This window comes from Sinobaca sp. H24, from assembly GCF_023845525.1.
In genome coordinates, this window is the sequence record NZ_JALBWT010000030.1 from 1 (window position 1) to 23,063 (window position 23,063).

A 23,063-nucleotide genomic window follows, 5' to 3' on the forward strand; every position below is an offset into this window, starting at 1 on the left:
TTTTTGCTGCAAGTCCGCTCTATATCGATCCAGCGGAGCGGAAACAGGACAAACAGCAGGTTGAATAAAATAACCGTCAGAATACTGTAAAACAAAAACCAGGACACGAAACCGCCTTGAAACATAGCGTACGCATATAAAGCTCCTGCCAGCACAAGCACAAACAGAAGCTTTGCATATTTGATTACCCCGTACCAGGCATTCGTCATTTAATTACCGTTTCTGACGCAGATGTCGGCACGCGGAGCCTGGAGAGAATATCTTTTATCACGTCTGCTCCCTGCCTGTCCATGACCTGCATATCAGACCGGAGCATCATCCGGTGCACAAGCGCATAAGGAGCCAGGTATTTCACGTCATCCGGAACGACAAAATCCCGTCCCTGCAGATACGCGTAGGCCTGTGAAGCTTTCATTAAAGCGATCGATCCTCTTGGGCTCACTCCCAAATAAACTTCAGCATGCTCTCTTGTTTCCCTTACAATATTTACAATGTATTGTTTGATGGATTGATCCACAAACACGCGGCCGGCTGCGTGCTGCATCGAAAGTATTTCCTCCAGGGAAAGAACATGTTCCAATTCTTCAATCGGATGGCGCTGCTCTACTCTATTCAGCACTTCAAGCTCTTCACTTCCCGTCGGATAGCCCATTTTCATCTTTAAAAGAAAACGGTCCAGCTGGGCTTCCGGCAGTGGATAGGTTCCCCCGTGCTCTATTGGATTCTGCGTAGCCATCACAAAAAAAGGTTCGTGGAGCTTTCTTGTTTTTCCATCCACCGTCACACTGCTTTCTTCCAGTGCTTCCAGCAGTGCAGACTGGGTTTTCGGCGATGTCCGGTTAATTTCATCGGCCAGCACGACGTGGCTCATAATCGGACCTGAGCGAAACTCAAATTCCATAGTTTTTTGATTATAAATAGATACCCCCGTCACGTCGGACGGCAGCAGGTCCGGCGTAAACTGAATACGTTTGAATTCGGCGCCGATCGAACGCGCAATTGCGCGTACCATCATGGTTTTTCCGACGCCGGGTACATCTTCAAGCAGAACATGCCCTTTGGCTAATAAAGCTGTTAAGCTCAGTTCAATTTCTTCTCTTTTTCCAACGACAACCCGTTCTATGTTTTCCATTACTCTATTTAAGGCGGCGCGCTCAACTGTCACGATCATTCCCCCATTACTTTACAGCTTCATATTACTGTCTTTTATCCTCTTTATAATATCACATATACGCGTTCTAGAGATAGAATCACCCCGACACGGCACTTGTTTCAGCCCGAGGCTGACCGGGAATATAAGTCGTGTCTGTACCATAAATACCTCATAAGGCCGAAGGGAGTGGTTTGATGATCCGGGGATGCCTTACATTTATAGGAGCCTGTGTTGTAATAGGAATTATTCTTCTAATAGTTCTTTTATAAAAACAAAGAAAAGGAGCCGTCTCGTATTCGAGTCGGCTCCTTTTTCATTAAAACAATCCGATAGAACTTAGGAAAATCAACAAAATGGCAATCGGTGCAATAAAGCGCAGGATAAACAGCCAGATGTACCCGATAGTAGTCTGTCCAAAATCGGATTCCCGAAGCGCATCCACCGTCTTCCAGCTCCAGCCTACAAACAAAGCAATAATCAGTCCACCGAGCGGAAGCAAGATGTTAGAAGCAATAAAGTCAATGGAATCCAATATGCCGTTATCTCCAATAATCGTTACGCCTGCCCAAGGACCAAAACCAAGTGAGGAAGGAATACCGATTAGGAAAATAATTGTTCCAATAACAAGAGCGGCACGAATCCGGCTCCAGTCGAACTTCCGCATGAAGAAGGCTACGGCCACTTCAAGAATAGAGATGGCAGAAGACAAGGCTGCGGCAGCAAGCAGAAAGAAGAAACCAAGGCCGACAATACCTCCGGCTGCAATGTTATTAAATATATCCGGCAGAACCATAAATACAAGGCCCGGTCCCGAACTTGGATCAATACCAAAAGCAAACACCGCCGGGAAGATCATTACACCGGCAAGAATGGCAAATCCGGTATCCAGTCCGGCAACGCTGAAGGCAGCTCCCGGCAGCTGTTCTTTTTTGGAAAGGTAGCTTCCGTATGTGATCATCGTTCCCATACCAAGACTTAAAGAGAAAAATGCCTGGCCCATGGCTGCAAGATACACCGCAGGGTCAGAGAAAGCTGACCAGTCCGGCGTGAATAGGAAAGAAAGTCCCTCAGCTGCGCCTCCAAGCGTTAAGCTGTAGCCTGCCAGTACAATAAGCAGCACACCAAGAAGCGGCATTAATATTTTGTTGGAAAGCTCAATACCCTTTTTCACTCCAAGCATAACGATGATAATAACCAGCGCCATGAAAAGAAAATGCCAGAGAATCGACTGTGTAAAGCTGCCGGTAAAAGATACAAAGTAGCCTTCATATCCTTCGGCCGGAGCCGTCCAGAAGCTGCCGTTCAAGTACTGAATGAAGTAGTGCATAATCCAGCCGGATATAACAGCATAGAAGGATAAAATCATAAATGCGGCCGTCACGCCGAGCAGTCCGGCATACCGCCACGCGCCTCCGGATGACAGTGATTCAAACGACCCAACTACGTCCTGCTGGGAACGGCGTCCAATCGTAAATTCCGCCATAATGATCGGAATACCGATAATTAATATACACAATAAATAAATCAGAAGAAACGCACCGCCGCCGCTTTCACCGGCAACATAGGAAAAACGCCAAATATTTCCAAGCCCGACAGCCGATCCCATTGCCGCCAGGATAAACCCGGTCCTCGAAGCCCACTGCTCCCGAGGTTTGTTGTTATGTAGTGCCACGTTCATCTACTCCCCTTTTTGTATGTGCCTTATTGAGAACTTTCTTTATCTCATTAACGCATTCTATCTTTTCTATATTAAAGCATTAGAGCCCCTTTTTCAGCAACAAATCTGAATAAATTCTGATTTTTAACATATCTATCCAATTTACTGTTTTATTTGGGTTCTTTATACCCATGACTTACTTTTGTTTTGTTGTATACTTTTATAAAAGATAAGTTTCCTGGAATAGGAGGAATTTCATGGAATTCGGTACGATTGATCCCTGTTCACTTAAGCTGGCCGAACGTTATGTCCTTTCCCGACTCCTGCTTGATACAGAACCGAAACCTGTCTCCCCTGTCCGTTTCCCTTCCGCCTTTTCTTATTCCAACAGCTGGACGCCTTCCTGCCAATTCAAACTGGAACGTGACACCTCAGAGCTTGAACAAATACTTAGCCGTCTGCGCATTGATGTTACCATTGATGAACTGTCTGTCAGCAGAGCTGTGCTGTTCAACGTTATATACCGGAAATGCGAAGAAAAAATTATTATGCAGCATGCCGTTCTAAAGCGTAAGCTTGCTGAACTCGCAAGCTACTATACTATTGGAAACAACAGCTATTTTGTAAATATGGAGTCCACCTCCTGATACGTACAATTTAAAAAAATGCATGCCGCAGAAGGCGGATACCATTTATCCTTCTATTTTATGCTCCGGAACCTTCCCTGCAAGCGCAGCTGCACACTGCTCAGCTGCATCCTGGTACATCGCTTCTCTCGTTTCCGCAGTGGCGGAGCCGATATGAGGAAGAGTCACAGCTGAGTCCAGTGCGAGCAGAGGATTATCAGGATCGACCGGCTCCTGTTCGTATACATCAATACCTGCAGCAAGTATCTCTTTTGTTTCCAGTGCTTCTATCAGGTCAGTCTCCTTTACGACAGCACCTCGGGCAGCGTTCAAAAAGACCGCTGTTTTTTTCATTTTCCGAAAATGCTCTCTTCGAATGAAATGCTTTGTTTCCGCTGTTAATGGTGTCATGAGCAGGACAAAATCTGAGGCCTCAAGAAGCTCATCCAAACCGGCATACACCGCTTCTACATTCTGCTTCTCGCTGCGGTTGTGGTACAGCACGTCCATATGAAAGCCCGCTGAAGCCCGCCTTGCTACTTCTTCGCCTATTTTCCCCATGCCAATAATCCCAAGCGTTTTATGATGCACATTCACTCCGAAAAAAGATTCATCTCGTTTGTCTTTCCAGCGTCCTTCTTTTACGCTTCTATCAGCCTGAGGAATTCTTCTTGCCGCAGCCAGCATCATACCCATAATTGTATCTGCTACTGTATCAATCAATACATATGGCGTATTGGTAGCCGTAATGCCTCGTGCCGTCAGTGCTTTCATATCTAAATTGTCATAGCCGGTGGAGACATTGCTGACTACTTTTAAATGCGGCGCCATTTCCAAGAGTTTTTCATTAACCGGATAGCCCGCCCCAATTAAGCCATCAGCCTCTGGAAGAGCCTGTAGAAAAGCTTCCTCATCCTGATGGGCAGGACGTATTTTCACTTCCGCATGTTGTTCCAGAAAAGCCAGAACCCGTTCAGGTGGTTTTGTATACGCTACAATTGTCGGCATTTATTTTCTCTCCTTTTTTCTGTTATCTATAAATGGTTTCCATAAAGGGATCACGAATTCCTGCTTTTTGGTTTCTCCCCTTAAAAAAAGACTTTCTGCTTTTGCAGAAAGTCCTTTCTGATTATCTATTTATTTATGAGACGCTGCGGTTTTTTCTTTTGAACAGGAACACTCCGCCGGCAAGGGCAGTTAATGCTCCAAGCAAAGCAAACAGCGGCATATTTGAGGCTGTATTTGGAAGAAGTCCGCCTTCTTCTGTTTCTTCCTCTTCCTGCTCATCTGCCGCAGCCATTGCTGCAGCGTTTAATGCTATCTTCTCTTCAAAATCCGATTTGCGGATTAAAGAATGAATTCCTTTAGTCTGGTCGACGACCTGCGATACCTCATAATCAGTCGCAGCACTTAAATAAGCGAGTGCCTTGGCCCGGTCCATTCCAAATTCTTCGTCCAGAAAATCGATGGACTCTCTTGTCGCTTCTTTCATCGCCTCATCAAGATCTTCATCGAGACCGACAGGAATCCAGAAATCATCTGTTTCCCCAAATGGCTGGGTGAAATCTTCAGAGTCTCCCGGAATGGCGTCTTCCCCATTTTTCAAAACGGTCAGCCGGAACGTTCCACGCAGGGATCCTTCCAAAGCTGTTAATGCCACTTCTCCATCTCCCTGCGAAAAATGAGGGTCGCCGGTATAGAACATACCGCCTTCCACCTGAATCGGCAGATAAAGAGAAGAATCTTCTCCCAGCTCATTAATATCAATGTTGCCGCCGGTTTCTGAAGGCGGAACAGAACTAACGTATTCTTCTGTAGCAGAAGCTACTCCCATCATTCCCATGAACGGATCCAGCGGGAAGGTAACGTCTTCTCCAGGTATTTCGCCTCTCCATTCCCCGTCTACTTTTTCAATAGGGGTGAATGTGGAAATATTGTTGTAGAGCTCCGGATTATCTTCATCCGCTCCCTCCTGCGGTCCCTCATTTTCCGGGAACTCGCCGGGAAGCGCTCCTTTGTAATGACGGTTGGATATAACGCCGTAAGGAACACGCGGTTCCAGATCCAGCACTTCAATTTTCAGCACATCGCCGGGCTCCGCTCCTTCAATTGCCACCGGACCGGTAACAACGTGGGGGCCATGGTCATCAAAATCATGATCAATATCAGAAGCAGCGATGTCTTTTGCTTCTTCGAGAATTTCATCTTCTTCTATTCCATACTCTTCAAAAAACTCCACAGGGTCTCTTCCCTGGTCTTCAAGAATCCCTTCATGCGAAACAGTATCAAACGTTACCGTTTCACCGGATTGAATGGTCTTCACTGCTTCACTTTCCAGATTCGGCAGATCGCCCCATTGAATATTTTCCACCGTAGATGGTATGTAATGATCTCCATCTGCTTCTTCTGGAGTAATCGTGTTCTTTGTAAATGATGATTCCTGTTCTGCAGATACGCCGGCTGCAAATGGAAGGCTCATTAGTACTGCCATAGAACTTACTCCCACTTTTTTCTTCAGATCGCTCATACGTACTCCCCCTCATTTCTCACTTTTTTTGTAAAATGTCTTCATTATCGTAACAGGTCGCATGACCTAAAACCTTCAGCCTGGAAGATAATCTGTCACTAAATATAACTGTGAGCATAAAAAAGCACTCCTTTTTACAGGAGTGCTATGAAGCAACTATATTATATAAAACATTACAGTACGGTAATAAAATATTATACACGAAGTATTCCCCGCCGGATGATTTATTCGTCCACTACGCCCTCTTCTTCATAATACTGCCTTGCTCCTGCGTGTATATTTTCTTCCGGATTCACCAGGCCATGATAACCGGTTTCTATATCAAAATATTCTCCGCGGTTAGGCTGCTCTTCTACAAAACGGTCCTCGTTTTCCCACAGAGACCTGGTGAGTTCGTACACCGTTTCATCTTCCACATCATCATGAACAATAAGCATAGCCATGGTCGACACTGTTGGAGCGTCTTCTTCCTGATTCGAGTAGGATCCGGCAGGAATACTCATGTCTATATCATATCCATAGTCCCCTGCTTCCAGTTCTTCCAAAGCTTCATCTGGAATCGGGAGTGGTTTAATAGCATTCGTTGAGTCCAGTTCGTTTAATCCTGTAACGTAAGGAGACCCTCCCTGCACTACCATATCGATGCCGCCATCTCTCATTTGATTATTGGCATCTCCATATCCATTGTATGTTACACTTCCCCCATTTGCTTCAATATCTTCAATAGTGTATCCCATTGCTTCAAACACTCTTTCTGCTGTCTGCGAACTGGCATCTTCAGCCTGCCCGGGTACAATGTCTGCCCCGCCTTCGAGCGCTTCTTCAATAGAGTTATATGGACTGCTGTCCAGAACAGCAAAGTTCCAAAGAGTCGGGTATAAAACAGCAATTCCTTTAATATTTTCCTGTGGCTCTCCTTCAAATGCTCCTCTTCCTTCGACGGCATCAGCAAAATCAGAGGCGAAAGCCATTCCTGTTTTCATTTCAGAACCATCATTTACATCTCTGATATTGCTGATTGCTCCGCCTTCAACAACCGTTACACTGGCTCCTTCAATATCGTCCATCCATATATCAGTCATTAGTGTAGACAAGGGATACCAGCCGGAGGCAGTTGGTCCGGATATATGGGAGTGCATTAAATCGTCACCTCCACTTTCGCCTCCACCGCCACAGCCTGTCAGTACCGCTATTCCTGTCAGTCCAATAAGGTATCTCCATTTTTTCATATCGCTTTCCCCATTTCCTTATTTTTATATATTATGCTTTTCCTCACTCAGCCTGCGCCGCAGTATTTTACCTACGCTGGTTCGGGGAAGACTATCTCTAATTTCAATTTTTGCCGGTACTTTATATACAGCTACGTATTCTTTTAACCACTCTCTTAACTCTTCAGGGGTCGTCTGCGCACCTTTTATTAACGTTACGGCGGCATATACGGTCTCTCCTCTGTACGTATCAGGTACTCCAAATACGACAGCCTCCTTTATTTGAGAATGAGTGTATAACACCTGCTCAATTTCAACAGGATAAATATTGTAACCGCTTGCAATAATCAGTTCTTTTTTTCTTCCAACTATATAAAAATAGCCTTCCTCATCCATTCTGGCTAAGTCGCCGGTATACAGCCACCCATTCCGCAGGGCATGCTTTGTCTCTTCTTCTCTGTTCCAATAGCCCTTCATCACCTGGGGTCCCTTTATGAGAAGTTCTCCTACCTCTCCGGCAGCCATCTCTGTGTTCTCACCTTCCCGGCTGACAATCATACAGTCTGTATTAGGAATTGGAATACCTATACTTCCTATTTTTCTTTTGCCGCTCGCAGGATTGCGGTGTGTCGTTGGCGACGTTTCAGATAAGCCGTATCCTTCCAGAATGATGGCCCCAGTCTTTTCTTGAAACTGTTCCATTACTTCCACCGGCATCGGCGCCGATCCGCACATACATAGTTTCAATGACTGCATCGTTTCCGGCACAGCAAGATGATGCTGAAGCATAGCAATATAGACTGTTGGAACGGCAGAAAACAACGTTGGTTTTTCTCTTTTTATAAGCTTTAAAAAGGATTCCGTTTGATACCGCGGAACGCATATAACGGCGGAACCTCTGAAAATACCAAGCAGGAGAACGGCTGTCATCCCGTACACATGATAAAAAGGACTTACTCCAAGCAGTTTTTCCTTTTCCGTGCTGATATTTTTTACTGTAAAATGAACATTTTGATATATATTAGAGAAAATATTTTGATGGGTCAGCATCACTGCTTTCGGCAGCCCTGTCGTGCCTCCTGTATACTGCAGAACGGCTGTTTTTGTGTCCGGATCATATACAGGCGGATCTGATAATGGGCCTTTGCCATCCTCTATTAAACGTTCAAGACCTGCAGAACCTGCTTTGCTGCTGTTTGAAAAAATACATTTTGTCAATAAACCAGCGGATGCTTCCATCATTTTCTTCTCCTGGTCCGCTGTTCCGAATGCCCATTGGGGCTCAGCATCTCTAAATATCCCGGTCGTTTCTGCTCTTGTATAAAGTGGATTCACCTGGACCACAGTCCCCCTGCGTACAGCACAGCAAAATAGGTGACTATGTATTCTTTTGTATTGAGGAAGAGAAGAGCAGCCCTGTCTCCTTCTTTAAATCCTATTTTCTTAAGACTGTCCGCCAGATCAATTACGTTTTGATAAAGAGTTTCGTACGTCCAGCGAACATCTTCTTCGATCACTGCCTCTTTTTTTGGAAATTGGAGAGCAGACTCTTCCAGCATAGAAAAAAGTGATTTTTGGGGAATTTCAATATCATATTCCACATCGTCCGGGTAACATGCTAACCAGGGTTTTGTTCTCATTTATCTGCTTCTCCTTTCCTGTTCTGCTGCGGGAAACCTTCTCGTTCAAAGGACTCCCGCCCTGACGTGCAAATAATGAATTAGTAAGAAGCACGCTTTTCTTCTGAATGGATAACAGTCTTTGCTTTTCTGTTTTGCCATTGAATAACGAGGAGACCGACAAAGAGGACAACACCAATTGCATCCGTAATCGGGTCAAGTACGACCAGCATTACAGCCGAGGTGAGAAACAGCAAACGCTGCCATAAAGACGCATGGGTCACAGCATGACCTTGAATAAAGCAGGCAAAAGCTAAAAGTCCTATTGTAGCTGTCGTAATCCCTAAAATAATCGTCAGCAGACTGTCTCCTTCAAGAAGAAGTGTTGGGTTGTAGATAAACATGTACGGCAGCAGAAAAGCTGCAATACCTATTCTTAAAGATTGAAAAGAAGTCTGCATAGGCTGGCCGCCTGCAATCCCTGCCGTAATATAGGAAGTGATGGCAACAGGAGGTGTGATTCCTGAAAATATTCCAAAGTAGAAAACAAATAGATGCGCAGCCAGCACCGGCACGCCAATCTGCGTAAGACTTCCTACTGCAACAGTGGCGAGAATGACATAAGCTGATACAGTCGGCATCCCCATTCCCAAAATAATAGAAGCTGTCATTATGAGTAAAAGCATAGGCAACAGTTCTCCACCGGAGAGGTCGACCGCCATTCTGGAAAATCGTGTTCCCAGGCCGGTCATTATAACAGATCCCGTAATGATTCCCGCGCCGGCACAGGCCATGACAGTCGCAATTGAATTCTTAATTCCTGTTTCTATTGCACCAAGTATTTTCAAAAAAGATAATCTCGTTTCTTTACGGATTAAACTGATGAGAAGAAGGGATATGATTGCCCACATTCCAGCGCGCATCGGGCTGTATCCCTGAACCATCATAGCTATAATCAACACTAAAGGAAGAATCAGGTAACCTCTTTTTAAAACTACATTCCAAAAATTAGGAAGCTGATCTTTAGACATTCCCTCCAGACCTTGCTTTCTTGCCTGAAGATAAATCATTACACTCGCCATAAAGAAATATAATACAGCTGGTACAAGCGCATAACCGGCAATTTGTATAAAAGGAATGCCTGTGTATTCTGCCATGATAAAAGCGGCTGCCCCCATAATCGGCGGCATGATCTGTCCGCCCTGCGAAGCGACTGCCTCTACTCCGCCTGCAAAATTTCTGGAATAACCAACCTTTCTCATCAATGGAATCGTAAATGGGCCCGTCATTGTGGCGTTGGCTACCCCATTTCCAGTAATGGTTCCCATCATTCCACTTGACAACACTGAAGCGAGTGCCGGACCGCCGCGGATTCGACCGGTCAGGGAGAAAGCAAAATCAATAAAAAACTGTCCCGCTCCTGTCCGCAGAAGAATAGAAGCAAATAATAAAAACATAATGAGCACAGTCGAAGCGATATATATTGGATCAGAGAAGATACCGTTTGTGGAAATAAACATCGTGTTAATTAAACGTTCCGTTCCAAAGCCTGGATGCCCTGCAAGACCCGGGAACCAGGGTCCTATAAATACGTAAGCAATAAAGAATAAAGTGATAGCAGCCATGGCAGTACCGATAGTCCGCCTTACTCCTTCTACAATTAATCCCATCATGACAAATCCTGCTGTAATGTCGTACCAGTACATAGAATTGCTTCTAAACGTAATATCCGGGTAGGCCAGAAACGTAAAGACTACCAGGAAACCGGATAAAATAAGCGGTACGATGTCAAACAGAGGATGCATCCCTTTTCTGTTTTTTTTGAAAGGTACATAGCTGAAGCACAACAGCAGCGCAATAGAGGTAAAAACCGCTCTGTGCTGCCAGGCAGGCATCCCGCCAAATGCAGCAGAGTAAATAATGTATACCGCAAGCCCTATACTGATGACTGATAGAAACAGACGCCACATTCGAAAAAGAGAAGTCCAGTCTGTTTCTTTATCCAACGCTTTTTCTAAATCACTTCTTTCTTTTTCCGGTGTATCTATATCTATTTCTTCGTGAGAAGTCATTTTATTCTCCCCTCTATGCCTGTGCTATCTTGCTTTTTATATACTTTCAACCATCATTGCCATTCCCTGGCCGCCGCCTACACATAAAGTCGCTATTCCTAAATGCTGTTCACTTCGTTTCATCTCATGGATTAATGTAGTTAATATTCTGGCGCCTGTTGCTCCCAGTGGATGCCCCAGAGCTATCGCTCCGCCATTAACATTTACTTTTTCCTGGGGAAGATTTAATTCTTTCATCACAGCAAGTGCCTGTGAGGCAAATGCTTCATTTAACTCAATTCGGCCTATCTCATCGAGGGTTCTGCCTGTCTTTTTTAATAAACGCTGTACAGCAGGCACCGGTCCCATTCCCATAATTTCCGGACTTACCCCTGCCGCTGTCCAGTCGATGATTTTAGCCGCCGGCTTTACTCCAAGTTCTTTTGCTTTAGACTCTTTCATCATAATCAGGGCAGATGCTCCATCGTTTCTTCCACAGGCATTGCCTGCCGTAACGGTTCCACCTTTCCTAAAGGCCGGCCGGAGCTTTTCCAATGCTTCCGCAGTAGTGGATGGCCTTGGATGCTCGTCTTTATTAAAAATCGTAGTGCTTTTTCTGCCCGGGACTTCCACCGCTGTGATCTCTTCTTGAAATATATCTTTTTCCTGAGCTGCCGCTGCTCTCTGCTGACTTTCCAGAGAGAACGCATCCTGTTCTTTGCGGCTGATATGATAACGCTCTGCTACATTTTCCGCTGTCATTCCCATTCCTAAATCCGGACCGTACGTTTCGATAGGCTGCTGCCCATTTTCTGAATTCGGATCCACCAAAGCAGGGGGGCCGTCTCCAAATCTGGCCTTACGAAGGTAATGAGGCGCATCGCTCATATTTTCCGTCCCGCCGGCCACCACTATTTCGGCGTGTCCGGTCATAAGCTGCTGTACGCCGGATCCCACGGCCTGCATGGATGAGGCGCACAATCTGTTAATTGTAAATGCCGGTGCTTCCACTGGGATGCCTGCACGCAGGGCGGCTACTCTGGCCACATTGGAAGATTTCGTCGTCTGCCGCACTTCTCCCAGAATTACTTCGTCTACTAATTCTGGTGTTAAAGAAGCTCTGTTCAGCGCTTCTTTAATAACAATAGAAGCTAAATACCCCGAATCGAGAGACTTCAGAGAGCCTCCATATTTCCCTACAGCGGTTCTTACGGAACTGACTATCACTACTGGATCATTTTTCATTCTTTCCCTCCTTATGCTTTAGGCCCGCCTGCGACATAGAGAACCTGTCCTGATATGAATGAGCTTTCTTCTCCTGCAAAAAACACGGCTGCGCCGGCAATGTCCTCCGGTTTTCCGCTCCGCCCCACCGGAATTACCTTTGTTTTTTCCTGTACGAATTCCGCAAACGGCACCCCCAGCCTACTCGCTGTCGCTTTCGTCATATCTGACTCGATAAAACCAGGAGCTATAGCATTACTCGTAATCCCAAACGGTCCCAGCTCAAGGGCTACCGATTTCACAAATCCCTGGAGCCCTGCTTTAGCTGTGGCATAATTCACCTGACCTTTGTTCCCGAGTGCCGAAACAGAAGAGATCGTAATAATTCTTCCATAGCCGTTTTTCACCATTTGTTTCTGCGCTGCCTGCGTGCAATGAAAGGCTCCATTCAGATGTACGCCAATAACGCTCGACCATTCTTCCTGGCTCATTCGAAAAAGAAGCTGGTCTTTTGTGATTCCTGCATTATTGACTAATATAGAAACAGGTCCATACCGTTCTTCCACGGTCTGAAACACTTCTTCTACTTTTTTTTGGATTTTTACATCTAAGTGATGACCGCTTGCTGAACCTCCCTGACTTTCAATAGCGGTAACCGCTTCTTCAATTACCCCGAAGTCCCGGTCCATGATGCAGACATGCGCTCCTTCTTTTGCAAACCGCTCGGCTATTGCGCGTCCAATACCTTTTCCGCCCCCTGTCACATAAGCCACATGGCCTTCTAATGATTGACTGGAAGAATGCTCCATCAGCTGTACTCCTTTCGAAGCTGGCCGCTGATAATGTTTTTCTGAATTTCAGAAGTACCTTCATAAATGCGGGTGATTCGGGCATCACGATAATACCGTTCGATAGGATACTCCTGATATATCCAATTCCTCCATGCACCTGCACCGCTTTGTCTGCAACCCGCTGATACACTTCTGATCCGAATAATTTCAGCATAGCGGCTTCCTTTATTACTTTCTTTTTCTGATCCACCATCCACGCAATGCGGTAGGTGAAAGACCGCACTCTCCATTGCCATTTCCGCTACCATATGGGCGACCGCCTGATGCTCAATGATCGGCACATGAAACTGCTCTCTTTCTTCTGTGAAAGCCATTGATAAATCAATTAACTTCTGACAGGACCCGAGATTTCTTGCTGCCAGCCCGGCCCGGCCGTTGGCAAGAATTTTCAGGGCGTTGATATACCCTTCTCCTTCTTCTCCGAGAACATTTCCAGAGGAACTTCGCAGTCTTTAAAGATTACTTCTGCTGAATAAGATCCTTTTAATCCCATTTTCTTTTCATTCGAACCAATCGATATTCCCGGAAAGCTTTTCTCCACAATAAAGGAGGTAATTCCCTTTGCTCCTTTGGAGGAATCCGTAACCGCCATGACCGTAAATATATTAGCGATTGGCGCGTTTGTAATATAATGCTTTGTGCCGTTTAAAACATATTTGCTGCCTTTTTTTACAGCTGTCGTTTTTAAATTGGTAGCATGGGAGCCGGCAGCGGGCTCTGTTAAGCAAAACGCCCCGATGGATCTCCCTGAGGCCATATCGGGCAGATACTTTTCCTTCTGCGCCTCGTTTCCTATTTCAACAATCCCAACTGAGCCTATGCCGGTATGTGCTCCGACAAGTGTCGTGTAGCCGTTATGTGTTTTTCCTATTTCTTCATATAAAGCACACTTTCCTACCATGCCTATCCCCAGCCCGCCATACTTCTCCGGAATGCTCATCCCGAACAAGCCCATCTCGCAGGATTGCTTAAACAGCCCGTCAGGGATAGCGTCATTCTCTTCAATAATATGGCTCTGCGGATCCACCTCTTTTGAGATAAAGTCTTTTATATTTTTTTTGAATAGAAGGATGTCTTCATCTAATTCAAAATTCATGCTTTCCCTCCTTTCTCATATTCATAAAACCCGCGTCCTGTTTTCCTCCCAAGCCTGCCGGCTTTCACATATTTCACTAATATCGGGCAGGGACGGTATTTTTCCCCGAGCGTTTGATGCAGGTACTCCATATTGCGGAGCCTCGTATCCAGGCCGACTAAATCAGCCAGTTCCAGCGGCCCCATGGGATGATTCAAACCGAGTTTCATCGAGGTATCTACGTCTTCAATGGATGCTACCCCTCCATTACCATCGTCATCGCTTCATTGCCTATCAGACAGTTCATCCGGCTCACTGCAAAGCCGGGAAACTCATTCACCTCAACCGGCGTTTTGTGTAAAGCCTTTGCCAGAAGCTTTGCCTTCTGAACCGTCTCATCAGATGTCTCCAGTCCTCTAATCACTTCAATTAATTTCATTTTGGGAACCGGATTAAAGAAATGCATAGCCAGACACTGCTTCGGCCGTCCTGTCTGCGCTGCCATTTCTGTAGGGCTCATTGTTGATGTATTAGACGCAATCACTGCTTCTGCAGGTGCGTATTTATCTATTTGCTGAAAAATGGATATCTTTAGATCCATTCTTTCCAAGACTGCTTCAATAACGATGTCTGCATGCTTCACCGCTTCTGACAAGAAGTTCGTATAATGAATTCTGGACCGAAGCGTCTGCGCTTCCGATTCGCTCAGTATTTCTTTATCAACTGATTTACCGGCATAATAGTCGGTGTAGTCAGCGGCTTCCTGGAGAGAGGAATCAGAAACGTCCTGCAGCATCGTCGTCATTCCGGCTTTTGCCGTTTCAAAGCTGATCCCTCTCCCCATCGTTCCAGCGCCGATTATGGCGATCGTTTTCATGTCCGGACCCCTTTCTTAAAATTTTAAAGGTTCCGCTTCCGGTAGCCAGCAGTGTTCCGTTTTGATCCTCCATCACTGCTTCGCAGACAGCCAGCTTGTACCCTTGTTGAATTACTTTTCCTTTTCCTATACATGTTCCGTCTTTAATCGCTGCTAAAAAATGAACGTTCATCGTAACTGTAATAATGTCTGCCGGCACCGTCCGGCGCAGTGCGACACTCATAGCATTATCTATCACCGTGGCGTACACGCCGCCGTGCAGGCTGCCATTGGCATTAATCAATTCTGGAGTTATTGGAAGATGAATTTCCATTTCTCCGTTCTCACCGGTAAATAAATGACACCCGATATGCTGAAAAAAAGGACTTTCATTGAAACGTTGTTCAATAGCGGATACATCATTCATCGGCACGGCCTCCTACTTTCCTGCAAAATCAGGTTTCCTTTTTTCCAAAAAGGCGTTCGTTCCTTCATTTTTATCTTCGGACCCAAATAGAACCGCCTGCGCAAGCTGTTCAATTAACAAGCCTGTTTTCTGGTCTGTTTCATACCCTGCATGAATCGAAAGCTTTGCCATTTTCAAAGCAAGAGGCCCTTTGGATAAAATGGTTTCAGCAAGTTCTTCGACCGTCTGTTTCAGAACTTCGGCAGGGACTACCTGGCTGACGAGTCCGAAACGTTCGGCTTCTTCTGCTTTAATCATTTTTCCTGTCATAATCCATTCCATCGCTTTTCCTTTTCCAACGAGCCGCGACAGCCTCTGCGTGCCCCCGGCACCAGGTATGATGGAAAGATTCAATTCCGGCAGTCCCAGCTTTGCGTGTTCCGCAGCTATTCGAATATCACAACTCATAGCCAGTTCACAGCCGCCTCCCAGCGCGTATCCATTAATCATAGCGATGGTCGGCTTCGGAAAGGCTTCAATATAATCGTATACTTTCTGCATATTTTCCGGATTCAGCGCATCCAGTGCATTTTTTTCAGCCAGTTTCCCTATATCCGCTCCGGCAGCAAATGATTTCTCACCAGCTCCTGTAAAAATGACACATTTTACGGAATCGTTCTTCTTTATGTCTTCCAGCTTCTCCACCATTTCTTCCAATGTAGGCTGGTCCAGTGCATTCCGTACCGATTCGCGGTTTATCGTAAGATAAGCCAGCTGCCCTTCCTGTGAAAGAATCATATTAGAATGTTCCAATGTATCCCACTCCCCCTTTACGTATAGCTGTAAAAACCTTTTCCGGTCTTGCGCCCCAGCTCTCCTTTATTCACTTTCTCTTCTATTATTCCAGCCGGTTTGTCACTTTCATCACCCGACTCTTCATAACGCTGCTTGCGCACATGATAGTGAACATCCAGGCCGGTCAGATCAATAAGCGCAAAAGGACCGATTGGATGATTTAACGCTTTAGTGCAGGCTAAATCAATTTCTTCGGCGGTAGCATATTCATTTTCGTACAAATACAGTGCCTCATTCATCAATTTTCCGAGTATTCTGTTAGCTATAAACCCTGATATTTCTTTTTTGAGCAGAATAGGTGTTTTCCCAAAAGCACGGGCAAGCTCCATCGAAAGATCTGCCGTCTCCTGGGAAGTATGCGGTCCTTTTACGACTTCTATCATTTCCATCACTAACGCGGGGTTAAAAAAATGAAAGTTGCACACTTTGTCGGCTCTGTTTGTCGCGTCCGCTATTTTAGAGCTGACAATAGTAGAACTGTTCGTTGCTAAAATAGTGTGACCCGGCGCCAGCTTGTCGATTTGTTCAAACAACGAACGTTTGATTTCTACATTTTCCACCACTGCCTCAATAACGTAATCGGTCTGTTCCACCGCTTCGTCCAAAGCGGTTGTCCACGTTATCCGTCCCAGGCAGCCTCCTTGTCTTCCAGAGCAAGCTTTCCTTTTTCTACTTGTCGATCCAGCCGTTTGAGCAGTTCCTGCTGAGCTTTCTCAAAGGGTTCTTGTTTCACATCATAAATATGAACGTTAAACCCTGCTAAAGCAGCAACCAGACCTATCTGCGAACCCATTACTCCCGAACCCATTACACTGACATGTTGGATAGTCACTACATCACCCCTTCGTTTGAACCTCTTTTTTAACTTCTTCTTCTATCAACTTTCTTCTCAAAATCTTTCCTACTGTCGTTTTAGGAAGTTCCTTCCGGATACTGATTTGTTTTGGCACTTTATAAGCAGCCATTCGTTCTTTACAAAAAGCAATCAGCTCTTCTTTGTTAAACACCATGTCTTTTCTTGGAATGACGGCTGCATGCACCGTTTCCCCCCGATAAGAGTTGGGGATGCCGAACACGCAGACTTCCAATACTGCCGGGTGCTCATACAATACCGCCTCAATATCAGCGGGGTAAATATTAAACCCGCTGGCAATAATTAAATCTTTTTTTCTGCCAACAATGTAGAAATAGCCATCTTCGTCCATTGTTGCGAGATCTCCCGTAAGCAGCCATCCGTCATATAACGTTTTGGCCGTTTCTTCTTTATTTCTCCAATAGCCTTTCATCACTTGAGGCCCCCGAACGAGAAGTTCACCGACTTCACCGGTCTTTAGTGTCCGATGGAGGTTTTCCTGGTCTACTATTTTAGCCTCAGTATTCGGAATAGGCAGTCCGATGCTGCCGGGCTTTCTTTTTTCTCCCATCGGATTTCGATGAGACACCGGGGAACACTCGGACAGTCCGTACCCTTCAACTATGGGGGCTTTAGTTTTTTGTTCAAATTCATTCATTCGTTCGAGCGGCATTGGCGCCGATCCGCTGATACATATTTTCAAGCTGCCCATCACTTCCGGGGTAGCTTCGGGCTCATTTAATAAGCCGATATACATTGTAGGAACTCCCGAAAACATCGTCGGGCGCTCCCGCTTAATAATTTCAATTAATTTCTTTGCTTCAAAACGTTCCACACATATAATAGCTGCCGCTCTGAATACGCTTACATTTAAGACCGTAGTTAATCCATATACGTGATAAAAAGGAGCTACCGCCAGTACTTTTTCTCCCGGTATTTTTAAATCTCTTACTGTAAAGGTAAACGTCTGATACACGTTAGCTATAATATTGTAATGAGTAAGCATCACGCCTTTGCTGCGACCTGTCGTGCCGCCTGTATACTGTAAAATGCAGACATCTTCCCGTGGCTCAATCTCCACTTCAGGCACTTCTTCCGGCAGGAAAGGTCTGTTGATCATCGACCAAAAAATCATGCCCGGATTCTGCAGCTTCCCTTCCAGATGGACGGACATACACAAAGTGAATATCCGACACGTCCAGAGAAGAAAACTTCGGACTTTGCTGCTCATGTAAAATGAACCAGGACAGCTGGGAATCTTCTATTAGATACTGAATTTCCGACGATTGATACATAGGGTTAACCTGCACAACAATGCCGCCGAGTTTCTGGATGGCAAAGTATGAAATAATATATTCAGCCGAATTCGAGAGCATCAGTGCTGTCCGTTCGCCTTTTTTAAAGCCTTCTTCTCTCATAGAAGCCGCAAGGCAGACGGCATCTTCGTAAAGCTCTTTATAGGACCATATTCGTTCGCCATCTATAATAGCTGTATATTCTGGATAATCTTTATAAGAGCGTTCCAGCAGTTTAAAAACTTCCATCGTTGGAATTTCTACTTCTGCCGGTACCCCTTCTCCATAAAAGCGGTGCCACGGCTGAACTTCCATGCTTCCCCTCCTTACACTTCGTTTAATACCTGCTTCGCTACGATAATTCGTTGTATTTCGTTTGTCCCCTCATAGATCATTGTTATTCTTGCATCCCGGTAAAATCTTTCAATTGGATACTCCGCAATGTATCCCATGCCTCCATGGATTTGGACCGCTTTATCCGCTACGCGGTTAAATACTTCGGAACCGAACATTTTAGCCATCGAAGCTTCTTTGATCGCTTTTTTGCCTTCATCAATTAAAGAAGCGGCTTTTAATGTAAGCTGACGGGCGGCTTCCGTTTCTGTTGCCATATCAGCAAGCATCCATTGAATGCCTTGATTTTCAGCTATAGGCTTTTTAAATTGAATTCTTTCTTTCGCATAAGTGGCGGACATTTCGATTAACTTATCACAAGAGCCGACCGCTCTGGCTGCAAGTCCAATGCGTCCTTCTGCAAGAATACGAAGAGCATTCACATAACCCATCCCAACCTCGCCGATCACATTTTCTTCCGGAATTTCACAATCTTCAAAAATAAGCTGGCACGTATAAGAGCCGCGGAGCCCATTTTTTTTCCTGTTTTCCTACAATGTAACCGGGAAAATCTTTTCCACTAGAAATGCCGTAATTCCGCCTTTAGCTCCTTTTTCACGGTCTGTCAGAGCAAATACCGTTACTACATCGGCAATAGGACCATTGGTAATGTAATGCTTCATCCCATTTAAGATCCATTTATCTCCCTTTTTTTCAGCCTGGGTGGATAAATTGGTAGCATCAGATCCGGCACCCGGCTCCGATAAAGCAAATGCCCCTAACAACTCTCCTGTTGCCATACGCGGTAAGTATTTCTGCTTTAATTCTTCTCCTGCCATTTTCACGAGCCCGGTACTTCCTATCCCTGTATGAGCACTGATTAAAGAAACAAATCCATTATGTGTCCGCCCAAGCTGTTCTAATATAATCGCTTTGCCTGTTGCATCAAGACCAATGCCGCCGTATTCTTCCGGAATGCTAATACCAAATACCCCGAGCTCTTTTGCTTTTTCTACTAGATGTTCCGGAATCCGATCTTCATCTTCTATCTGCTGGGCAAGTGGCTCCACTTCGTTTTCCACAAAATTACGAATCATTACTTTCATCTGCGCTACCTCTTCAGCAATTACTGTCAAAATAAGCCCTCCTTTTTCTATCTATGTCTTATTAAAGCAATTATTATGCCAACTTTGCACAATAAGAAGAACAATGATGAAAAACCCTCTTCTGACGCCTTGTCTTTTTTTGTTTAACGCCAAAAGAGGAAGCTGGACTCTCCAGCTTCCTCTTTTTATAATGCAGATCATTCAAAAATGAATTAATTTCCAATGTAAGTGCTTACAATACATAAAATTCAAAAATGAATGATGATCCAAATATGAATTAATCTATTATTTAAGTGGATAAATTATATTTTGAAGTTTCTTACGATCGTTGCCTGACTAGTTGTAAATAAACCGCGGCATCGTATGTCGTTTTACACTTATTCAGTGCTTCTTTTTAATATGCTGTATTTCAGCCTGCTCGACTGCTTCTTTTAATGACATTCCTTCTGATGACTGCATGGAAGTTGACTCTCTATGATATTCTTCCGGCCAGATCATTAATGCTTAATTCTTTTAAAGGTACGGTCAACACAAGTCGTTCGATCATATTTGATAACTCTCTTACGTTTCCCGGCCAATAATAATTATAAAAATAATTTTTTAAATCTTTTGAAATCACTTTTGACATACTATACTTTTGGTTATATTCATGCAGAAAATAATGAACAAGAGGGAGAATATCATCTTTCCTTTCTCTTAATGGTGGTACATTTAGTGGAATCACATGCAGTCTGTAATATAAATCCTCCCGAAACTCTCCTTTTTTCCACCATTTGTTTAAATCTTTATTCGTAGCTGTAATAATTCTCGTATCCACCTGAAGTGTTTTAGTGGCCTCCAATTCGCTGTATTTTCTTTTTCCTGAAGAACTCTCAGCATTTTTCACCTGCAGATTTTCAGGCATCTCCCCCCACTTCATCCAAAAAAAGTACGCCCTGGTCCCTGCTGCTCAAATACGCCGGCTTTCCTTTTTTTTCCGGCTCCCGTAAAGGCCCCCTGCTCGTATCCAAATAATTCTGCCTCCAGTAAATCTTTCGGAAGCGCGCCGCAGTTTATTTTATAAACTTACCTGTCTCTGCTCTGTCGCTTTTTTATAAAGGTGTTTTGCTACTATTTCCTTACCAACACCTGTTTCTCCGCTTATGAAAATAGTGGCGTCCACGTCCGCAAGCCTGTCCGCCGCTTCAAAAAGTTCTAATATTTATTGCTTTTTAAATAATACTAGGATCACGATTCGATACCTGTATAAGCTTTTGAATTTCTTTTTCATATTTTTGATTCAGTTTTTTCGCTTTGTTTAACTCATTATGCAGTTCATTTAATTCGGAAAGATCGCGGATATTAGTCACAATTCTTTCTACTTCCCCGTGTTCGTCAAAAATAGGGTTTCCCGTCAGCATTGTTTCTTTTTTATTAAAATTCTCCTGGACTATGTTCACTGTGCCTTTTGTTTGATCACTTTATCGCTTATAGACTCTTTTAATATTCCTCTATTGATTAAATCATGAATGTTTTTTCCTATGTAGTATTCTTTTGGGATACCAGTGATCCGCTCAATTGCCGAATTGGTTTTTAACGTGTTGCCTTTATTGTCCGTAATATATATGCCATCATATGAACTTTCTATAATAGCATCCAGTGCCCTGTTTGATTGCCGTAACTGCTCCGTTTCTTCAGCAGTGCCGTATAGTCTTTTCCGCAGAAAAAACAAAATATACGCAGATTCTTCGGAATTTATTACTTTATGCAAAAGCACTTTATTGCTCTTATTTTTCCGAAAGACCATTTACTGTCAGCTGTTTTTCATATACTATTAAGTCATTCCAACATTTATTTTCCAAGGATGTCTCATCAAACCAGCCGGATGCTTCATCATTTGCCTGCATCACTATTCCATCTTTAGATACCAATAGGCAGGGAAGAGGTATACTATTTAAGTTTGTCATATAGAGACTCCCTTCTAACATGTAGTCTTTATTAAAATAGTTCGAAACCTGCTGGATAATTTTCAGCCTCACCTTTTATGCGGAAAACTTCTTTATAGTATAACGTAATACTGCCTTATAAATGAATCCGCTTTCAAATATTCTGGTAGATTGATTAGAGACAAATAAAAACACTCCTCTTTATGGAGTGTTTCTTCTACATTCGTTTCCCTTTTTTGAAAAAATACTTTTCCATCAACTCGCGGGTCGTTTCCTTGCGCTCTTCGGTGTATCCTCCCATATAGAGGACTTTGTTTGTCTTTTTCAGGCGGTCCGGATGAGTTGGCTTCTGCTTTTCCGTGCTCACCATTTATTATTCCTCCTTTTATAAGAACAGCTTTATTCATTCACGTTCATAGTGGCTTCTTAGCTTTATTTACCGAAGCTTTGTGTTATTTACAAACAAAATATTCTGAACATTCACATGAGAGGATTCAACGGAAGCGGGTTACAAACACGAAGAGAAAGGGAAGCAGATATATAGTATAGAAACAAAGGAGATGGCTCACCATGAAGGCACTGCTTTTTAAAGTTCCTGAAAAAACATATTCTATCCAGGTGGTGGCAAGACTGTTCAGGCCCCAGACGCAGAAAAAAGGATCCTTTGATGAAGAAGGGGTCTTTTCATTTGAAGACGGTCCTATGCTTCCCGGACGGATTTCTTTTCTTACGTCAGAGAAGCTTCGCTACGGCTCCACCTATTATTCAAATGAACAAAAAGGTGTATGGGTTTGAACCGGAAAAATGCGTGAACAGGGTTCAAATATGTAGTGACCGGCCTTTACACATATCTCGACGATGATACTGCGCAGCCGGACGAAAGAAGCACCCATTACCCATCCTGAAACGGCCGTCAAATTAAACAAAGCCCGCCGAAAGAAGTCTCCCTATTTTACAATAGAAGGCGAGCTGGCCGAGGAATTTAAAAAGGTGCTGCCTTTTCAGAATATAAGCAAAGAAGAAGCTGATACGCTGGATACGAGCTGGACGCCGCGCCATACGGTGAAAAAGGTGACCGGAATAACTGTATCTGTCCAGGACATTGTATTTGTAATAAAGCTGAAAGGATTCACCGGCCTGCATAAGCTTTTTACAGCCTATCAGGTGGATATTTCAGAACAGGAAAGCGCCCCGGTTATTACGTTTACACGTAAATAAAAGGGCGCTTTATTTTTCTTCTTTTTTCAACTCTTTCTGTATTACCTGCAGATCCTCTTCTGCTGCTTTTGGTAATCGTGATGAGCATGCTGTAGATCCCGCTCAAATTTCCGCTTTTCATTCCAGGATAGGTAAACAGAGGCCATACCGGCCATGACAGCACCCGCTGCCATTACTATAGGTTTTTTCATTATTCCTTCCCCTTTGTATCATTATTACCAAAGT

25 protein-coding genes and 6 pseudogenes are annotated in these 23,063 nt (G+C 44.3%); 3 read left to right on the forward strand and 28 right to left on the reverse strand.

Going from position 1 to position 23,063, the window contains the following annotated elements; all coding sequences use genetic code 11:
• From MMY81_RS25185 to MMY81_RS25195, 3 genes and pseudogenes are all read right to left on the reverse strand, one after another.
• Window positions 1-209: pseudogene (locus MMY81_RS25185) on the reverse strand (DUF58 domain-containing protein); the annotation flags it as partial.
• Window positions 206-1,171, reverse strand: a complete 966-nt coding sequence (locus tag MMY81_RS25190; protein WP_252314979.1) for an AAA family ATPase — start codon at window positions 1,169-1,171, stop codon at window positions 206-208. The gene MMY81_RS25190 and the pseudogene MMY81_RS25185, both read right to left, overlap by 4 nt.
• 298 nt (window positions 1,172-1,469) lie before the next feature.
• Window positions 1,470-2,831 carry a sodium-dependent transporter gene (locus MMY81_RS25195; protein WP_374562794.1) on the reverse strand — a complete coding sequence of 454 codons (1,362 nt, stop codon included), beginning with the start codon at window positions 2,829-2,831 and terminating at the stop codon, window positions 1,470-1,472.
• Window positions 2,832-3,067: 236 nt separating this feature from the next.
• On the opposite strand from MMY81_RS25195, the gene MMY81_RS25200 reads away from it, so the two are divergent.
• The gene (locus tag MMY81_RS25200) at window positions 3,068-3,457 is read left to right on the forward strand and encodes a hypothetical protein (RefSeq protein ID WP_252314981.1); all 390 of its coding nucleotides are present in this window, start codon (window positions 3,068-3,070) and stop codon (window positions 3,455-3,457) included.
• Between the two features lie 45 nt (window positions 3,458-3,502).
• Here the strand turns inward: MMY81_RS25200 and MMY81_RS25205 are convergent, their stop codons facing one another.
• From MMY81_RS25205 to MMY81_RS25305, 24 genes and pseudogenes are all read right to left on the reverse strand, one after another.
• Window positions 3,503-4,444, reverse strand: coding sequence for a 2-hydroxyacid dehydrogenase (locus tag MMY81_RS25205; protein WP_252314982.1), 942 nt, complete (start codon window positions 4,442-4,444; stop codon window positions 3,503-3,505).
• A 133-nt stretch (window positions 4,445-4,577) separates the two neighbouring features.
• Complete coding sequence (locus MMY81_RS25210; protein ID WP_252314983.1) at window positions 4,578-5,963, reverse strand: acetamidase/formamidase family protein; 1,386 nt, start codon at window positions 5,961-5,963, stop codon at window positions 4,578-4,580.
• A gap of 224 nt (window positions 5,964-6,187) precedes the next feature.
• Window positions 6,188-7,192: a TAXI family TRAP transporter solute-binding subunit gene (locus MMY81_RS25215; protein WP_252314984.1), complete on the reverse strand. Its 1,005-nt coding sequence runs from the start codon at window positions 7,190-7,192 to the stop codon at window positions 6,188-6,190.
• 24 nt (window positions 7,193-7,216) lie between these two features.
• Window positions 7,217-7,696 (reverse strand): AMP-binding enzyme, encoded by a 480-nt coding sequence (locus MMY81_RS35820; RefSeq protein WP_374562816.1) that lies wholly within the window; start codon window positions 7,694-7,696, stop codon window positions 7,217-7,219.
• A pseudogene (locus MMY81_RS35825) lies at window positions 7,694-8,811 on the reverse strand (AMP-binding protein); the annotation flags it as partial. The gene MMY81_RS35820 and the pseudogene MMY81_RS35825, both read right to left, overlap by 3 nt.
• An 80-nt stretch (window positions 8,812-8,891) precedes the next feature.
• Window positions 8,892-10,862 (reverse strand): TRAP transporter permease, encoded by a 1,971-nt coding sequence (locus tag MMY81_RS25230; RefSeq protein WP_252314987.1) that lies wholly within the window; start codon window positions 10,860-10,862, stop codon window positions 8,892-8,894.
• A gap of 36 nt (window positions 10,863-10,898) precedes the next feature.
• Window positions 10,899-12,086, reverse strand: coding sequence for a thiolase family protein (locus tag MMY81_RS25235; protein WP_252314988.1), 1,188 nt, complete (start codon window positions 12,084-12,086; stop codon window positions 10,899-10,901).
• An 11-nt stretch (window positions 12,087-12,097) separates the two neighbouring features.
• Window positions 12,098-12,874, reverse strand: a complete 777-nt coding sequence (gene fabG / locus MMY81_RS25240; protein ID WP_252314989.1) for a 3-oxoacyl-ACP reductase FabG — start codon at window positions 12,872-12,874, stop codon at window positions 12,098-12,100.
• Window positions 12,874-14,012: pseudogene (locus MMY81_RS25245) on the reverse strand (acyl-CoA dehydrogenase family protein). The gene fabG and the pseudogene MMY81_RS25245 overlap by 1 nt, the downstream one beginning before the upstream one ends.
• Window positions 14,009-14,868, reverse strand: a pseudogene (locus tag MMY81_RS25250) (3-hydroxyacyl-CoA dehydrogenase family protein). Before MMY81_RS25250 ends, MMY81_RS25245 begins: the two co-directional pseudogenes overlap by 4 nt.
• Window positions 14,813-15,274: a PaaI family thioesterase gene (locus MMY81_RS25255; protein ID WP_252314990.1), complete on the reverse strand. Its 462-nt coding sequence runs from the start codon at window positions 15,272-15,274 to the stop codon at window positions 14,813-14,815. The pseudogene MMY81_RS25250 and the gene MMY81_RS25255 overlap by 56 nt, the downstream one beginning before the upstream one ends.
• A 12-nt stretch (window positions 15,275-15,286) precedes the next feature.
• Window positions 15,287-16,066 (reverse strand): enoyl-CoA hydratase/isomerase family protein, encoded by a 780-nt coding sequence (locus MMY81_RS25260; protein WP_252314991.1) that lies wholly within the window; start codon window positions 16,064-16,066, stop codon window positions 15,287-15,289.
• 17 nt (window positions 16,067-16,083) lie between these two features.
• Window positions 16,084-16,437, reverse strand: coding sequence for a 3-hydroxyacyl-CoA dehydrogenase family protein (locus MMY81_RS35830; RefSeq protein ID WP_374562818.1), 354 nt, complete (start codon window positions 16,435-16,437; stop codon window positions 16,084-16,086).
• 12 nt (window positions 16,438-16,449) lie between these two features.
• Window positions 16,450-16,916, reverse strand: a pseudogene (locus tag MMY81_RS35835) (3-hydroxyacyl-CoA dehydrogenase family protein); the annotation flags it as partial.
• Between the two features lie 28 nt (window positions 16,917-16,944).
• Complete coding sequence (locus MMY81_RS25270) at window positions 16,945-18,096, reverse strand: AMP-binding protein (RefSeq protein ID WP_252314992.1); 1,152 nt, start codon at window positions 18,094-18,096, stop codon at window positions 16,945-16,947.
• A complete protein-coding gene (locus MMY81_RS25275) occupies window positions 18,044-18,571 on the reverse strand; it encodes an AMP-binding protein (RefSeq protein ID WP_252314993.1) in 528 nt (175 codons plus the stop codon). Before MMY81_RS25275 ends, MMY81_RS25270 begins: the two co-directional genes overlap by 53 nt.
• Window positions 18,572-18,582: 11 nt before the next feature.
• Window positions 18,583-19,725 (reverse strand): annotated as a pseudogene (locus tag MMY81_RS25280) (acyl-CoA dehydrogenase family protein).
• A 442-nt stretch (window positions 19,726-20,167) separates the two neighbouring features.
• Window positions 20,168-20,599 carry an AAA-type ATPase lid domain-containing protein gene (locus tag MMY81_RS25285; RefSeq protein WP_252314994.1) on the reverse strand — a complete coding sequence of 144 codons (432 nt, stop codon included), beginning with the start codon at window positions 20,597-20,599 and terminating at the stop codon, window positions 20,168-20,170.
• 11 nt (window positions 20,600-20,610) lie between these two features.
• Window positions 20,611-20,751, reverse strand: a complete 141-nt coding sequence (locus MMY81_RS35840; RefSeq protein WP_374562820.1) for a sigma 54-interacting transcriptional regulator — start codon at window positions 20,749-20,751, stop codon at window positions 20,611-20,613.
• 1 nt (window position 20,752) lies between these two features.
• Window positions 20,753-20,857, reverse strand: a complete 105-nt coding sequence (locus MMY81_RS35845) for a sigma 54-interacting transcriptional regulator (protein ID WP_374562800.1) — start codon at window positions 20,855-20,857, stop codon at window positions 20,753-20,755.
• 49 nt (window positions 20,858-20,906) lie between these two features.
• Entirely contained in the window at window positions 20,907-21,134 is a 228-nt protein-coding gene (locus tag MMY81_RS25290) for a hypothetical protein (RefSeq protein WP_252314995.1), read from the reverse strand.
• A complete protein-coding gene (locus MMY81_RS25295; protein WP_252314996.1) occupies window positions 21,131-21,451 on the reverse strand; it encodes a PAS domain S-box protein in 321 nt (106 codons plus the stop codon). Before MMY81_RS25295 ends, MMY81_RS25290 begins: the two co-directional genes overlap by 4 nt.
• A 10-nt stretch (window positions 21,452-21,461) precedes the next feature.
• Complete coding sequence (locus MMY81_RS25300; RefSeq protein WP_252314997.1) at window positions 21,462-21,641, reverse strand: hypothetical protein; 180 nt, start codon at window positions 21,639-21,641, stop codon at window positions 21,462-21,464.
• A gap of 196 nt (window positions 21,642-21,837) precedes the next feature.
• Complete coding sequence (locus MMY81_RS25305; RefSeq protein WP_252314998.1) at window positions 21,838-21,990, reverse strand: hypothetical protein; 153 nt, start codon at window positions 21,988-21,990, stop codon at window positions 21,838-21,840.
• Window positions 21,991-22,190: 200 nt separating this feature from the next.
• Between MMY81_RS25305 and MMY81_RS25310 the strand changes: the two genes are divergently transcribed.
• Both MMY81_RS25310 and MMY81_RS25315 read left to right on the forward strand, forming a co-directional pair.
• On the forward strand, window positions 22,191-22,415 hold the full coding sequence (locus tag MMY81_RS25310; protein WP_252314999.1) for a hypothetical protein: 225 nt from the start codon (window positions 22,191-22,193) through the stop codon (window positions 22,413-22,415).
• Between the two features lie 63 nt (window positions 22,416-22,478).
• Complete coding sequence (locus MMY81_RS25315) at window positions 22,479-22,838, forward strand: hypothetical protein (protein WP_252315000.1); 360 nt, start codon at window positions 22,479-22,481, stop codon at window positions 22,836-22,838.
• A gap of 41 nt (window positions 22,839-22,879) precedes the next feature.
• Here the strand turns inward: MMY81_RS25315 and MMY81_RS25320 are convergent, their stop codons facing one another.
• The gene (locus tag MMY81_RS25320) at window positions 22,880-23,029 is read right to left on the reverse strand and encodes a hypothetical protein (protein WP_252315001.1); all 150 of its coding nucleotides are present in this window, start codon (window positions 23,027-23,029) and stop codon (window positions 22,880-22,882) included.
• Window positions 23,030-23,063: the final 34 nt, after the last annotated feature.

What these genes read in the sequence shown, in the direction of transcription:
- MMY81_RS25190 (WP_252314979.1), bottom strand. Translation starts at nt 1,171, where the DNA reads ATGATCGTGACAGTTGAGCGCGCCGCCTTAAATAGAGTAATGGAAAAC.
- MMY81_RS25195 (WP_374562794.1), bottom strand. Translation starts at nt 2,831, where the DNA reads ATGAACGTGGCACTACATAACAACAAACCTCGGGAGCAGTGGGCTTCG.
- MMY81_RS25200 (WP_252314981.1), top strand. Translation starts at nt 3,068, where the DNA reads ATGGAATTCGGTACGATTGATCCCTGTTCACTTAAGCTGGCCGAACGT.
- MMY81_RS25205 (WP_252314982.1), bottom strand. Translation starts at nt 4,444, where the DNA reads ATGCCGACAATTGTAGCGTATACAAAACCACCTGAACGGGTTCTGGCT.
- MMY81_RS25210 (WP_252314983.1), bottom strand. Translation starts at nt 5,963, where the DNA reads ATGAGCGATCTGAAGAAAAAAGTGGGAGTAAGTTCTATGGCAGTACTA.
- MMY81_RS25215 (WP_252314984.1), bottom strand. Translation starts at nt 7,192, where the DNA reads ATGAAAAAATGGAGATACCTTATTGGACTGACAGGAATAGCGGTACTG.
- MMY81_RS35820 (WP_374562816.1), bottom strand. Translation starts at nt 7,696, where the DNA reads ATGGCTGCCGGAGAGGTAGGAGAACTTCTCATAAAGGGACCCCAGGTG.
- MMY81_RS25230 (WP_252314987.1), bottom strand. Translation starts at nt 10,862, where the DNA reads ATGACTTCTCACGAAGAAATAGATATAGATACACCGGAAAAAGAAAGA.
- MMY81_RS25235 (WP_252314988.1), bottom strand. Translation starts at nt 12,086, where the DNA reads ATGAAAAATGATCCAGTAGTGATAGTCAGTTCCGTAAGAACCGCTGTA.
- fabG (WP_252314989.1), bottom strand. Translation starts at nt 12,874, where the DNA reads ATGGAGCATTCTTCCAGTCAATCATTAGAAGGCCATGTGGCTTATGTG.
- MMY81_RS25255 (WP_252314990.1), bottom strand. Translation starts at nt 15,274, where the DNA reads ATGAATGATGTATCCGCTATTGAACAACGTTTCAATGAAAGTCCTTTT.
- MMY81_RS35830 (WP_374562818.1), bottom strand. Translation starts at nt 16,437, where the DNA reads ATGGAGCTTGCCCGTGCTTTTGGGAAAACACCTATTCTGCTCAAAAAA.
- MMY81_RS25270 (WP_252314992.1), bottom strand. Translation starts at nt 18,096, where the DNA reads ATGATTTTTTGGTCGATGATCAACAGACCTTTCCTGCCGGAAGAAGTG.
- MMY81_RS25275 (WP_252314993.1), bottom strand. Translation starts at nt 18,571, where the DNA reads ATGGAAGTTCAGCCGTGGCACCGCTTTTATGGAGAAGGGGTACCGGCA.
- MMY81_RS25285 (WP_252314994.1), bottom strand. Translation starts at nt 20,599, where the DNA reads ATGCCTGAAAATCTGCAGGTGAAAAATGCTGAGAGTTCTTCAGGAAAA.
- MMY81_RS25300 (WP_252314997.1), bottom strand. Translation starts at nt 21,641, where the DNA reads ATGACAAACTTAAATAGTATACCTCTTCCCTGCCTATTGGTATCTAAA.
- MMY81_RS25305 (WP_252314998.1), bottom strand. Translation starts at nt 21,990, where the DNA reads ATGGTGAGCACGGAAAAGCAGAAGCCAACTCATCCGGACCGCCTGAAA.
- MMY81_RS25310 (WP_252314999.1), top strand. Translation starts at nt 22,191, where the DNA reads ATGAAGGCACTGCTTTTTAAAGTTCCTGAAAAAACATATTCTATCCAG.
- MMY81_RS25315 (WP_252315000.1), top strand. Translation starts at nt 22,479, where the DNA reads ATGATACTGCGCAGCCGGACGAAAGAAGCACCCATTACCCATCCTGAA.
- MMY81_RS25320 (WP_252315001.1), bottom strand. Translation starts at nt 23,029, where the DNA reads ATGAAAAAACCTATAGTAATGGCAGCGGGTGCTGTCATGGCCGGTATG.